The sequence below is a fragment of the Microbacterium sp. 2FI genome (assembly GCF_005502885.1).
In the GTDB taxonomy this organism is placed as follows: domain Bacteria; phylum Actinomycetota; class Actinomycetes; order Actinomycetales; family Microbacteriaceae; genus Microbacterium.
On record NZ_SCMR01000006.1, the window covers coordinates 1 to 12,253 of the forward strand.

Here is a 12,253-nt window from a genome sequence, read left to right on the forward strand (position 1 = left end):
CTGCGTCGGGGCCACGGCCCCGGCCCCGGCCCCGACGCAGTGGGCGGCACCGGGAGCACCGCCGAGCAACGACCGAGAGGCGCCGCCGGCTTGAACCGACCGCTCGGCTCTCTCCTGCAGCGCCTCGCCGATGCCGTCCCTCCGCTGACGCCGGACGGCGATGAGGCACGCGAATGGGCCGAGCGCGAACTCGCCGATCCTATATACCGCACCGCCGAGCCGACACCGCTGGATCGCATCGCGCGGGCGATCGCAGAGTTCTTCGAGAACCTGTTCGGCGCAGAGCTCTCGGGCGACTGGGGGTCCGCGATCGCGCTCGTGGCCGCCCTCGTGGTGATCGTCGTCATCATCGCCGCCTTCGTCGTGTGGGGTGTGCCACGCGCGACCGGGCGCCGCCGGGGCGTGGCGACGGAGCTCTTCGGCGCGGCCGAGGCGCGCTCGGCCGCAGAGCTTCGGCGGGACGCGGCCGCCCACGCCGCGAAGGCCGAGTGGGACGCCGCGATCGTGCTGCGATTCCGCGCACTCGCGCGGGGGTGCGTCGAGCGCGGGGTCGTCGACACTCCGCCCGGCGCCACGGTTCACGCGTTCGCGCGCGCCGCGACACGCGCCTTCCCCACCCTCGCGGACCCGCTCGAGCGCGCGGCCTCCGCCTTCGACGATGTTCGCTACCTCCGCCGGCCCGGCACGGCCGAGCTCTACCGACAGGTCGCCGACGTCGACGACGCGGTGTCGGCCGCGCGCCCGGTGCTTCGCGACGAGGTCTCCGCGTGAACGCCGTCGAGATCCGCACGCCGAGCCGCCGCCGCCGGAGCGTCGCCGCCTGGATCGCGATCGGACTCGCCCTCCTGCTCGTCGGCGGCATCGGTTCGGTGCTGTCGAGCGCCGGCGAGTGGGCGCAGCGCGATGCGCTCGACCCCGACTCGGCCGGTCCCTTCGGCACCCGCGCACTCGCGGAGGTGCTGCGCGATCACGGCGTCGAAGTGCTCGTCGAGCGCGACCGTGCGAGCGCGATCGCCGCCCTCGGCAGCGGGAATGCGACGCTGGTGCTGCCCGACGCCCCGGCGCTCTCCGACGACGGAATCCTCTCCTTGACCGAACCCGCGGCCGACGTCGTGCTCATCGATCCTCGCGCGCGCACTCTCGATCTGCTTCTTGCGGGCTCCACACCAGCCGGCTTCGCTCCCGGCGGGCTCGTCGAGCCCGAGTGCGATCTTCCTGAGGCGACGCGCTCGGGAGCGATCGAGCCCGGTGCGCTGTTCGCACCGGGCGGATCGGGAGACGCGGTCGCCTGCTATCCGTCCGGCGACGGGTACGCGTTGCTCGTCGGGCCGCACGCCGACGGAACCGTCGCCGCGGTCGACGGGGGCGCGCTGCTGACGAACGAGCACCTCGCAGACGACGGCAACGCCGCGCTCGCCGTGAACCTCATGGGCGGAAACCCCCGCGTGGTCTGGTATGCGCCGGGCCTGGGCGACACCGATCTCGAGAACACCGATCCGTCTCTCGGCGAGCTCACGCCGCCGTGGGTGAGCCCGGTGATCCTCCTGCTGCTGGTCGCCGGAGTCGCGGCCGCGATCTGGCGCGGGCGCCGGTTCGGACCCCTTGTCGCCGAGCGACTGCCCGTGAGCGTCCGCGTGTCCGAGACGACCGAGGGTCGGGCGCGCCTGTACGCGCAGGCGCGAGACGCCGTCCACGCCGCCGACCAGCTGCGCATCGGGGCTCTCACGCGGATCGCGCGATCGCTGGGCCTGGGGCCTGCGGCGTCGGCGGACGAGATCGCGGATGCCGCGGCCGCGGTCACCGGCATCGACCGCGGTGCAGCACGCGGCATCCTCATCCATGACGTGCCCGCGGGGGACGCCGACCTCGTCGCGCTCGCCGCCCACATCCGCCACCTCGAGGAGGCCGTGAACGCGGCCATCCGTCCCGAAAGGAATCCCCGATGACAGACGTGCCGACTCCCCCTCCCCTCCCCCTGTCAGAGCCGAGCGACGCGGCGCTGCGAGAGGCGATGAATCGCGTTCGGATCGAGGTCGGCAAGGCCGTGATCGGCCAGGACGGCACCGTCACGGGCCTGCTCATCGCGGTGCTCGCACGCGGTCACGTGCTGCTGGAGGGTGTACCGGGCGTCGCGAAGACGCTCCTGGTGCGCGCGTTCTCGACCGCGCTCGGGCTCGACACCAAGCGGATCCAGTTCACACCCGACCTCATGCCGGGCGACGTGTCGGGGTCACTGGTCTACGACGCTCGCGCGGGCGAGTTCGAGTTTCGCGAGGGTCCGGTGTTCACCAACATCGTGCTCGCCGACGAGATCAATCGCACGCCGCCGAAGACGCAGGCTGCCCTCCTCGAGGCGATGGAGGAGCGCCAGGTCTCCACCGACGGCGTGACCCGGGCGCTCCCCGACCCGTTCCTGGTCGCCGCCACCCAGAACCCGATCGAGCACGAGGGCACCTATACGCTGCCCGAGGCACAGCTCGACCGGTTCCTGCTGAAGCTCATCGTCGAGGTGCCTGCCCGCGACGCCGAGCTCGCGGTGCTGCGTCGGCACGCGAACGGCTTCGACCCGCGCGACCTCGCCGCGGCGGGGCTGAAGCGAGCCGCCAGCGCCGACGAGCTGCGCTCCGCGCAGCGGGCTGCGGCATCCGTCACCGTCTCGGACGACGTCCTCGGCTACGTCGTCGACCTCGCCCAGGCCACGCGACGCAGCCCGTCGGTTCAGCTCGGCGTGAGCCCCCGGGCGGCGACGGCGCTGCTGGCGGCGGCCAAGGCGTGGGCATGGCTCGGCGGCTACCCCGCCATCACGCCCGACCACGTCCAGACGATGCTCGTGCCGACGTGGCGACACCGCATCCGGCTGCGGCCGGACGCCGAACTCGAAGGCGTGTCAGTCGACGCCGTACTCGGATCGGTCGTGCAGCAGACCCGCGTTCCCATCTAGGCATGTACCTCACCGGCCGCCTCCCTCTCCTCGTCGTCGTCGGCGCGGTGCCGGTCGTGCTGCTCTCGTTCGCCGGCGTCGATGCGTGGCTCGCAGCCTTCGGCTGGATCGTGCTGTGCCTGCTGGTCTCTCTCGCCGACGCCGCCGCCGCGCCCCGCCCTGGCCGCGTCATGGTCGAGCGGACCGTGCCGCGTCGCGCACGGCTGGGCGAACCCGTCACCACCGAGCTGCGACTGCGCAACACCGGCGCGCGGCGCCTGCGCGGCCGCATTCGCGACGCGTGGCAGCCGACCGCCGGAGCCCCGGCCGACCGCGCCGCGATCGACATCCCGCCCGGCGAGAGCCGCGTCATCGGCATCCCACTCCTCCCCCGTCGCCGCGGCGAGCTGACCTCGCGCTTCGTAGTCGTGCGCTCCGACGGTCCGCTTCGTTTCGCGGGTCGGCAGGCGCGCATCGCATCGGTCGGGGCGCTTCGCGTGCTCCCGCCGTTCACGGCGCGCCGGCACCTGCCTTCGCGCCTGGCACGACTGCGCGAGCTCGACGGCAACACCAGTGTGCAGGTGCGCGGGCAGGGAACCGAGTTCGACAGCCTGCGCGAATACGTGCGCGGCGACGACGTGCGCGCGATCGACTGGCGCGCGACCGCACGGTCGAGCACGACCATGCTGCGAACCTGGCGCCCCGAGCGCGACCGGCATGTCGTCATCGTCATCGACACCGGCCGGACGGCCGCCGCGCGCGTGGGTGACGGGGTGCGGATGGATGCCGCCATGGAGGCGGCCCTGCTGCTCGCCGCTCTGGCGACCCGTGCCGGCGATCACACGCACCTCGTGATGTTCGACCGCGTCACGCGTGCGCGGGTCAGCCGCGTCGACGGGCCGGCGCTGCTGCCCGCGCTCGTCGACGCGATGGCCCCGGTCGAGCCGCAGCTCATCGACACCGACTGGGACGCCGCGTTCGCCCAGGTGCGCGCGCTCACGTCGCGCCCGTCGCTCGTCGTGCTCCTCACCGCGCAGGACGCACCGAGTTCCGCACGAGGGTTCCTCGGGTCGCTGCCCGCGCTCGCGCAGCGCGCGCATGTGCTCGTCGGAACCGTCACCGAAGAGCCGGCCGAGGCCGTGCCGAACCCCGATGCCGCCGAGGTCTACCGCGCCGCCGCCGGCGAGCGCACGGCACGCGATGCGGCGGTCGTGGCGGCCGCGATCGCACGCGCCGGGGCCGAGGCGATCGCCGACACCCCCGACGCTCTGCCGCCCCGGATCGCCGACCGCTACCTCGCCCTCAAGGCCGCTGGACGCCTCTGAGCGCCGGCCTGCGGCATCCGTCACTTCGATGAACACTCGTGGCGGTTCCTGAGAATCGGCTGAGCCTGCCGCTACGCTCACGACGAGGAAAGGAGTCCGCCATGACGGATACCACCACCGAGCCCTCGACGGCGACCAAGCTCGTTGCCGAGGCACTCGGAACATTCCTGCTGGTGTTCGGGTCGATCAGCGTCGCGCTGTTCGCCTCGGATTTCGGCACCGGACCCAACGGAACGTCGCTCGGCGTCGGCTTCATCGGAGTGTCGCTGGCCTTCGGCCTGACGCTCATGGCGGGCATCTACGCGTGGGGCCCCATCTCGGGCGGCCACTTCAACCCCGCGGTGACCTTCGGCCTCGCCGCCGCGGGCCGCTTCGCGTGGAAGGACGCCCCGGGCTATATCATCGCCCAGATCGTCGGCGGCGCCGTCGGCACGACGCTCATCGTGCTGATCGGCGTGTTCGGTCCCGGGACGTGGCTCGCCGATGCTCAAAACGGCGGGTTCGCAAGCAACGGCTACGGCGAGGGCTCGTTCGGCTCGCCCGGCGGCTTCGGCCTGGGCGCCGCGATCATCGCGGAGGTGCTGTTCACGGCCATCTTCCTGCTCGTGATCCTCGGCGTGACGCACCCCCAGCGCGGCACGGCGGGCTTCGCCGGCCTGTCGATCGGCCTCACGCTGACCTTCATCCATCTGGCGTCGATCCCGATCGACAACACATCGGTCAACCCCGCCCGCTCGATCGCGACCGCTATCTACGGCGGCCCCGAAGCGCTCGGGCAGCTGTGGGTGTTCCTGCTGTTCCCGCTGGTCGGCGGTCTGCTGGCCGGGTTCCTCCACCGCGCGCTCTTCGAGGCCAAGGGAACCGTTCCCCCCGCTCCGAAGACGGCACGCGTCAAGTAGCCCGTCGGGATTCACGACGAAGCGGCCCGTCCCCGAGGGGGCGGGCCGCTTCGCGTGCCGTGGCGGCGCCGGTCAGACCAAGTCGAACCGATCGAGCTCGGTGACCTTGCCCCACGCCGCTGCGAAGTCGCGGACGAACTTCTCGGTCGCGTCGTCGCTCGCATAGACCTCGGCGAGGGCGCGGAGCTCGGAGTTCGAGCCGAACAGCAGGTCGGCGCGCGTGCCGATGCCGATGCTGTCGCCCGAGCCGTCCTTCGTGCCGGCGAACGCGTGCGAGCCCGGGTCGAGCGGCTTCCACGTGGTGCCGAGGTCGAGCAGGTTCACGAAGAAGTCGTTCGTGAGCACACCCGGGCGGTGCGTGAAGACACCGTGGTTCGAACCGTCCCAGTTGGCACCGAGGGCACGGAGGCCTCCGACGAGCACCGTCATCTCGGGCGCGCTGAGGGTCAGCAGGTTCGCCTTGTCGACGAGCAGATACTCGGCAGGGAGCTCGGCCGTGCGACTGTAGTAGTTGCGGAAGCCGTCGGCGACCGGCTCGAGGTAGCCGAACGACTCGACGTCGGTCTGCTCCTGCGAGGCGTCGGTGCGGCCGGGGTGGAACGCCACCTCGACCTCGACACCGGCATCCGCCGCCGCCTTCTCGACCGCCGCGTTGCCGGCGAGCACGATGAGGTCGGCCAGCGACACCTTCTTGTCCCCTGCCTGCGAGCCGTTGAAGGCGAGCTGGATGCTGCCGAGAGCCGAGAGCACCTTCTGCAGTTGGGCCGGGTTGTTGACCTCCCAGTCCTTCTGCGGCGCCAGACGGATGCGGGCGCCGTTGACGCCGCCGCGCTTGTCGCTGCCACGGAACGAGGATGCCGCAGCCCACGTCGTCGACACGAGCTCGGCCACGGTGAGGCCGGCATCCAGGATCTGCGCCTTCAGCGCCGCCGCATCGGCGGCGTCGATCAGCTCGTGGTCGACCGCGGGGACCGGGTCCTGCCACAGGAGCTCTTCGCTGGGAACCTCCGGCCCGAGGTACCGCTGGATCGGGCCCATGTCGCGGTGCGTGAGCTTGAACCACGCACGCGCGAACGCGTCGGCGAAGGCGTCGGCGTTCTCGGCGAACTTCTTCGAGATGGGGCCGTACACCGGGTCGAACCGCAGCGCGAGGTCGGTCGTGAGCATGCGCGGCTCGCGACGCTTCGTGGCGTCGTGTGCGAGCGGAACCATGTCCGAGCCCGCGCCGCCCTTCGGCCGCCACTGGTTCGCGCCCGCCGGGCTCTGGAAGAGCTCCCACTCGTACGCGAACAGGATGTGGAAGAACTCGTTGTCCCAGCGCGTCGGGTGGTAGGTCCACGTCACCTCGAGGCCCGAGGTGATCGTGTCGTCGCCCTTGCCGGTGCCGTAGGAGTTCTTCCAGCCGAGACCCTGCTCCTCGAGCCCTGCAGCCTCGGGGTTGTCGCCGACGCTCGTGTCGGGCGCCGCGCCGTGGGTCTTGCCGAAGGTGTGGCCGCCGGCGATGAGCGCCACAGTCTCCTCGTCGTTCATCGCCATGCGACCGAACGTCTCGCGGATGTCGTGCGCGGCGAGCAGCGGGTCGGGGTTGCCCTCCGGACCTTCGGGGTTGACGTAGATGAGACCCATGTGGGTCGCACCCAGCGGGCCGCGGAGCTTGCGCTCGGGGCCGGTGAAGCGCTGGTCGCTGCCCATCCACTCGGTCTCGGCACCCCAGTACACGTCGTCGTCCGGCTCCCAGACATCGGGGCGACCGCCGGCGAAGCCGAAGGTCTCGAAGCCCATCGACTCGAGCGCGACGTTGCCGGCGAGGATCATGAGGTCGGCCCACGACAGGTTCTGGCCGTACTTCTTCTTGACCGGCCAGAGGAGGCGCCGGGCCTTGTCGAGGTTCACGTTGTCGGGCCAGCTGTTCAGCGGCGCGAAGCGCTGCTGTCCGGCGCCGCCGCCGCCGCGGCCGTCGGTGACGCGATAGGTGCCCGCCGCGTGCCACGCCATGCGGATGGCAAGGGGACCGTAGTGACCGAAGTCGGCGGGCCACCAGTCCTGCGACGTCGTGAGGGCCGACTCGATGTCCTTCTTGACGGCTGCGAGGTCGAGGCTCTCGAACGCCGCGCGGTAGTCGAACGCGTCGCCGAGGGGGTTGGCGACCGCCGGGTTCTTCGCGAGGATCTTGAGGTTCAGCTGGTTCGGCCACCACACGCGGTTGGCAGACCCCGCTGTGGGGTGCGGGAGCGCCGTGTGGACGACGGGGCAGCCGCCCGCCTGCTCGGGCTCATCGGTGACGGTGACGGCTTGGTCGACCTCGGTCTCGCCGCCGACACCGGTGGCGGTTTCGTCGTGTTCGGTCATGGGATTCCTTCCTGAAGGGATGGGCGAGGAGAGATTCAGTTCGGGAGCGCCGAGGCGCACGCGGGGCAGACGCCCCAGAAGGTCACCTCGGCGGTGCGCACGGTATAGCCGTGGGCGTCGGACGGGGTGAGGCAGGGGGCGGGGCCGACCGCGCAGTCGACGTCTTCGACGGCACCGCACTCGGTGCACACGAGGTGATGGTGGTTGTCGTCCACCCGCAGCTCGAACAGGCCCGGGCGGCCCGCCGGCTCGATGCGGCGGACGAGGCCGGCGTCGACGAAGTCGCCCAGCGCGTTGTAGACCGACTGCAGGCTCGTCTGCGGCACGGTGCGCTCGACGATCGCGAACAGTTCGTCGGCGCTGGAGTGCGGGCGCTCGCGCAGCGCGTCGACCACCGCGCGCCGCGAGTCGGTGACGCGCAGCCCGGCACCGCGGATGTGCTCCGCCGCGACGACAGCGTGGGACGCGGCCGAGGGCGAGGAGGTCATGGTCTCGAGCCTACCGCTTCTTTGAATGATTCAAAAGACGGATGCTGCGGCCTCAGCCTGCGACGAGCGTCGGCGTTCCGGTCTCGTACTCGGTGAGATCGCCCGTCTCGCCGAGGCGCTGAGCACGCCCCCCGACGACGACCATGTAGAAGACGAACAGCGCGAGCGCGGCCGCCCCGATGCCGATCTTCACCGGCCACGGCCACGGCTGCGCCGTGACGAACCCCTCGATGAGTCCCGCGACGGCGAGGGCGATCACGAGCCCGATCGCCACTGTCGCCAGCGATCGTCCGGCCGCGGCGAGCGATTCGCCCCGCGGCATCGGACCGGGAGCCACCCACGCCCAGAAGATCCGCAGCCCCGCTGCCCCGGCGACGAAGATGCACGTGAGCTCGAGGAGGCCGTGGGGAAGGATGTAGAGCACGAAGACGTCGCCCCGGCCGAAGGCGATCATGACCGCCGCCGCCGTGCCGACCCCGACGGCGTTCTGCACGAGCACCATGATCGGCCAGATGCCGGTCACGCCGAACAGCACGCACTGCGCCGCGATCCACGCGTTGTTGGTCCATACGGTCCCGGCGAACACCGCCGCCGGGTTCTCGCTGTAATAGTCGGTGAACTCGTTCTCCGCGTACTCCTCGAGCTGCGCGCGATCGCCGAGGCTCGCCACGAGCGCAGGATCACCCGACACCCACAGCGCCACGATCGTTCCCACCGCGACGAAGCCGACGGCGATCACGAGCGTCGCCCACCGGATGCGGTACAGCGCAGCGGGCAGCTGCAGAGCGAAGAACCGCGGAATCTGCCGGAGCACGTTCTCGGGTGCGCCGGTGAGGCGCAGCCGGGCCCGTGCCAGCATGGTCGAGATGTGATCGCCCTGCGGGGTGCGGCCCGCCGAGGTCTTGACATCGGCGAGGTCAGCGGATGCCGCGCGGTAGCGGGTGACGAGCTCGTCGATCTCGCGGCCGCTGAGGCGCCGTATCCGGCTCAGCTCATCGAGTCGCGCCCACTCGTCGCGGCGAGCGACCGTGAGGGCGTCGAGATCCATGTGCTTCACTGTACCCATGCCCGCCGAAGGTGCCGCGATCATCGAGATCCATCAGGACGAGGTGCTCACCGGCGAGGCCGTCGCCCTCGACGTCCAGCCGCTCGGCTTCTTCATGCGCGCACTCGGCGTGATCATCGACATGCTGCTCGGGGTCGCGGTCTTCATCCTCTTCCTGGTCGTCACGGCGTGGCTGGGCGGCCTCGGCCTCCTCGACGAGACCGTCATGCCGATCCTCACGATCGTGATCGTCGTGGTCGTGACCGTGGTTATCCCCACGGTCACCGAGACCGTCACGCGCGGGCGGAGTCTCGGCCGCCTCGCGGTCGGCGGAAGGATCGTCCGCACCGACGGCGGCGCCGCCGGCTTCCGTCACGCGTTCATCCGCGCCCTCGTCGGCGTCTTCGAACTGTGGTTCACGGTCGGCGCCGTCGCCGCGCTGGTCGGCGCGTTCACGCCGCGCTCGCAGCGACTCGGCGACCTCATCGCCGGCACGTACTCGGAGCGCACGCGCACGCCGCGCCTCCCCGACCCTGCCTTCGGCATCCCGCCGACGCTGGCCGCGTGGAGCACGGTCGCCGACGTCGCGCGGCTCCCCGACCGGCTCGCGCGACGCATCGCGCAGTTCCTGACGTCGGCGCCGAACCTCGAGCCGTCGGCACGTGCGCGGGTCGCGGCATCCCTCGCCGAAGAGGCGTCGGCCTTCGTCTCACCCGTCCCCCGCGTCGACCCCGAGACCTTTCTCCACGGTGTCGCCGCCGTGCGGCGCACGCGCGAGCTGCGCGGCGTCGTGCTCGAGAACGAGCGCGTCGCGCGCCTCACCCACGCGGTCGCGGTCGCCCCGCGCGGGTTCCCGGAACGCTGAGAGTCGATCCGCGTCGCGTCAGTAACGGTAGTGGTCGAGCTTGTACGGACCCTCGACCGGCACGCCGATGTATGCGGCCTGCTCGTCGGTGAGGGTCGTGAGTTCGACACCCAGGGCATCGAGGTGCAGCCGGGCGACCTTCTCGTCGAGGTTCTTCGGCAGCGTGTACACGCCGACGGGGTAGTCCGCGGTGCGCGTGTACAGCTCGAGCTGTGCGAGCACCTGGTTGGTGAACGACGCGCTCATCACGAACGACGGGTGCCCGGTGGCGTTGCCGAGGTTCATGAGCCGGCCCTCGCTGAGCACGAGGACGCTGCGGCCGGTCGGCAGGCGCCACTCGTGCACCTGCGGCTTGATCTCGATGCGCTCGGCACCGGCGATCGCCGCGAGTCCCGCCATGTCGATCTCGTCGTCGAAGTGGCCGACGTTCGCCACGATCGCCAGGTGCTTGAGTGCCAAGAGGTGCTCGGCGGTGACCACGCGCGTGTTGCCGGTGCCGGTCACGATGATGTCGACGTCGCCGATGACCGACTCCAGGCGTGCCACCTGGAATCCGTCCATCGCAGCCTGGAGCGCGCAGATGGGGTCGACCTCGCCGACGATCACGCGGGCGCCCTGACCCCGCAGCGCCTCGGCCGAGCCCTTGCCCACGTCACCATAGCCGGCGACGAAGACGACCTTGCCGCCGATGAGCACATCGGTGGCGCGGTTGAGGCCGTCGGGCAGCGAGTGGCGGATGCCGTAGGTGTTGTCGAACTTCGACTTGGTGACCGAGTCGTTGACGTTGATCGCGGGGAACAGCAGGGTGCCGGCGGCGGCCAGCTCGTACAGGCGGTGGACGCCGGTGGTCGTCTCCTCGGTGACGCCGATCAGCTCGGTCGCCATGCGGGTGAAGCGCTGCGGGTCGCGTTCGAGGCTCGCGCGGAGCGTCTCGAGCACGATGCGGTACTCGGCGGAGTCGGCATCCGTCGCCGCGGGGACCGCGCCCGCCTTCTCGAACTCGACACCGCGGTGGACGAGCAGTGTGGCGTCGCCGCCGTCGTCGAGGATCAGGTTGGGGCCGTCGAAGCCCTCGTCCGTCCAGTCGAAGATGCGGTCGGCGAGGCGCCAATACTCCTCGAGCGTCTCCCCCTTCCACGCGAACACCGGAACACCCGCCGGGGCGTCCACCGTGCCGGTGGGGCCGACGACGACGGCGGCGGCGGCCTCGTCCTGGGTCGAGAAGATGTTGCAGCTGGCCCAGCGCACCTGGGCGCCCAGCGCCACGAGCGTCTCGATGAGCACCGCGGTCTGCACGGTCATGTGCAGCGAGCCGGCGATGCGGGCGCCGGCGAGCGGCTGCGCCGGCCCGAACTCCTCGCGCAGAGCCATGAGGCCCGGCATCTCGTTCTCGGCCAGGCGCAGCTGGTGGCGGCCGGCCGCGGCGAGCGACAGATCGGCGACCTCGAAGGAGAGCGTGGGGACGGATGCCAGGGCGGTGGCGGCGGTTTCGATCGGCATCCGCCTATTCTCGCACCCGCTCCCGACGCCAGCCGTTTACGGACGGGACACGCCACCGTGGAGACGTGACCCTGCGGCGTGTTCCGTCCGTAAACGGAGAGGGGAGAGGGGTCAGACGCGCAGCGTCTCGTGGCGCACGAAGACCCAGCCCTGCGGCACCGATAGCCGATCGGTGTGGATCGCGCACAGATCGTGCGCGTGCGGGTCGCCGCCCTGGCCGAGCGGGCCGAGCGCGGCCATCTGGTCGCCGTAGTCGTAGGTCAGCGTGGTCACGGCCTCACGGGCGCAACCCACCTTGGAGCAGAGTCTCTCGCGCATCGGTGCCGACACTAGCCGGTGCACACCCCCCGCAGCCGATGCCGCGCCGCGTCGGTCCGGCACCGGCTCGCGGCGCCTAGGATGGGCGCATGGCGTGGCGTCGGACCCGGAGCACGGAGCGCACGGCGCGGCGGCCGTCACGGCACGGCCGTCACGGCCGCGAGGGACGCAGCCCGGTGGTTCGCCCGCCTCTCCCCCCGCTCGACACGCGCGTCGACCGCTTCGACCTCGCGGTGGGCACGGCCGCGGAGTTCCTGCGCTCGTCATGGCCGGAGCTTCGCGACGTGCGCTTCGAGATCGCCGACATGCCGCAGGCGACCGACGATGACGGCATCCCCCGGTGGAGCGTGCTGTCGGATCAGAAGCGCATCATCATGTACCGTCTGCCGATCGAGCGCCTGAGTCACCTGCACCGCGACGATGACCTGCACCGCCGCATGATGATCGAGGGATGCGTGTTCCGCGCGGCCGCCGAGTACCTCGATCGCGACCCCTGGGATCTCGGGCCCGAGCGCTTCCGGTACTTCTGACGCGAGCGCGCGCC

General features: G+C 71.4%; 12 protein-coding genes. 7 read left to right on the forward strand and 5 right to left on the reverse strand.

Annotated elements, in window-relative coordinates; translation table 11 throughout:
* The 5 genes from FFS15_RS06985 to FFS15_RS07005 form a co-directional block, all read left to right on the forward strand.
* Nucleotides 1-771 (forward strand): DUF4129 domain-containing protein (locus FFS15_RS06985; RefSeq protein WP_212743125.1); only part of this gene is annotated, 771 nt, incomplete at its 5' end.
* On the forward strand, nt 768-1,946 hold the full coding sequence (locus FFS15_RS06990; RefSeq protein WP_249353808.1) for a DUF4350 domain-containing protein: 1,179 nt from the start codon (nt 768-770) through the stop codon (nt 1,944-1,946). The genes FFS15_RS06985 and FFS15_RS06990, both read left to right, overlap by 4 nt.
* Entirely contained in the window at nt 1,943-2,941 is a 999-nt protein-coding gene (locus tag FFS15_RS06995) for an AAA family ATPase (RefSeq protein ID WP_137844302.1), read from the forward strand. The genes FFS15_RS06990 and FFS15_RS06995 overlap by 4 nt, the downstream gene beginning before the upstream one ends.
* Nucleotides 2,942-2,943: 2 nt before the next feature.
* Entirely contained in the window at nt 2,944-4,245 is a 1,302-nt protein-coding gene (locus FFS15_RS07000) for a DUF58 domain-containing protein (protein ID WP_137844303.1), read from the forward strand.
* 101 nt (nt 4,246-4,346) lie between these two features.
* Nucleotides 4,347-5,144 carry an aquaporin gene (locus tag FFS15_RS07005; protein WP_137844304.1) on the forward strand — a complete coding sequence of 266 codons (798 nt, stop codon included), beginning with the start codon at nt 4,347-4,349 and terminating at the stop codon, nt 5,142-5,144.
* Nucleotides 5,145-5,216: 72 nt separating this feature from the next.
* On the opposite strand, the gene katG is transcribed toward FFS15_RS07005, so the two are convergent.
* From katG to FFS15_RS07020, 3 genes are read right to left on the reverse strand one after another with little or no spacing between them, the layout of a single operon-like run.
* Nucleotides 5,217-7,493 (reverse strand): catalase/peroxidase HPI, encoded by a 2,277-nt coding sequence (gene katG / locus FFS15_RS07010; RefSeq protein WP_137844305.1) that lies wholly within the window; start codon nt 7,491-7,493, stop codon nt 5,217-5,219.
* Between the two features lie 35 nt (nt 7,494-7,528).
* On the reverse strand, nt 7,529-7,981 hold the full coding sequence (locus FFS15_RS07015) for a Fur family transcriptional regulator (protein WP_137844306.1): 453 nt from the start codon (nt 7,979-7,981) through the stop codon (nt 7,529-7,531).
* A 52-nt stretch (nt 7,982-8,033) separates the two neighbouring features.
* Nucleotides 8,034-9,029, reverse strand: coding sequence for a stage II sporulation protein M (locus FFS15_RS07020; protein ID WP_137844307.1), 996 nt, complete (start codon nt 9,027-9,029; stop codon nt 8,034-8,036).
* A 16-nt stretch (nt 9,030-9,045) separates the two neighbouring features.
* On the opposite strand from FFS15_RS07020, the gene FFS15_RS07025 reads away from it, so the two are divergent.
* Nucleotides 9,046-9,891, forward strand: a complete 846-nt coding sequence (locus tag FFS15_RS07025; RefSeq protein ID WP_137844308.1) for an RDD family protein — start codon at nt 9,046-9,048, stop codon at nt 9,889-9,891.
* 18 nt (nt 9,892-9,909) lie between these two features.
* Here the strand turns inward: FFS15_RS07025 and ahcY are convergent, their stop codons facing one another.
* Together ahcY and FFS15_RS07035 are read right to left on the reverse strand one after the other, a co-directional pair.
* Entirely contained in the window at nt 9,910-11,391 is a 1,482-nt protein-coding gene (gene ahcY, locus FFS15_RS07030) for an adenosylhomocysteinase (RefSeq protein ID WP_137844309.1), read from the reverse strand.
* Between the two features lie 111 nt (nt 11,392-11,502).
* Nucleotides 11,503-11,709 carry a DUF3499 family protein gene (locus tag FFS15_RS07035; protein ID WP_137844310.1) on the reverse strand — a complete coding sequence of 69 codons (207 nt, stop codon included), beginning with the start codon at nt 11,707-11,709 and terminating at the stop codon, nt 11,503-11,505.
* A gap of 89 nt (nt 11,710-11,798) precedes the next feature.
* Between FFS15_RS07035 and FFS15_RS07040 the strand changes: the two genes are divergently transcribed.
* Nucleotides 11,799-12,239: a metallopeptidase family protein gene (locus FFS15_RS07040; RefSeq protein WP_171013115.1), complete on the forward strand. Its 441-nt coding sequence runs from the start codon at nt 11,799-11,801 to the stop codon at nt 12,237-12,239.
* The last annotated feature ends 14 nt before the right edge of the window (nt 12,240-12,253 follow it).

Excerpts from the sequence above, each read along its gene's own strand:
- FFS15_RS06995 (WP_137844302.1), top strand. The coding sequence starts at position 1,943 with ATGACAGACGTGCCGACTCCCCCTCCCCTCCCCCTGTCAGAGCCGAGC.
- FFS15_RS07000 (WP_137844303.1), top strand. The coding sequence starts at position 2,944 with ATGTACCTCACCGGCCGCCTCCCTCTCCTCGTCGTCGTCGGCGCGGTG.
- FFS15_RS07005 (WP_137844304.1), top strand. The coding sequence starts at position 4,347 with ATGACGGATACCACCACCGAGCCCTCGACGGCGACCAAGCTCGTTGCC.
- katG (WP_137844305.1), bottom strand. The coding sequence starts at position 7,493 with ATGACCGAACACGACGAAACCGCCACCGGTGTCGGCGGCGAGACCGAG.
- FFS15_RS07015 (WP_137844306.1), bottom strand. The coding sequence starts at position 7,981 with ATGACCTCCTCGCCCTCGGCCGCGTCCCACGCTGTCGTCGCGGCGGAG.
- FFS15_RS07020 (WP_137844307.1), bottom strand. The coding sequence starts at position 9,029 with ATGGATCTCGACGCCCTCACGGTCGCTCGCCGCGACGAGTGGGCGCGA.
- FFS15_RS07025 (WP_137844308.1), top strand. The coding sequence starts at position 9,046 with ATGCCCGCCGAAGGTGCCGCGATCATCGAGATCCATCAGGACGAGGTG.
- ahcY (WP_137844309.1), bottom strand. The coding sequence starts at position 11,391 with ATGCCGATCGAAACCGCCGCCACCGCCCTGGCATCCGTCCCCACGCTC.
- FFS15_RS07035 (WP_137844310.1), bottom strand. The coding sequence starts at position 11,709 with ATGCGCGAGAGACTCTGCTCCAAGGTGGGTTGCGCCCGTGAGGCCGTG.
- FFS15_RS07040 (WP_171013115.1), top strand. The coding sequence starts at position 11,799 with ATGGCGTGGCGTCGGACCCGGAGCACGGAGCGCACGGCGCGGCGGCCG.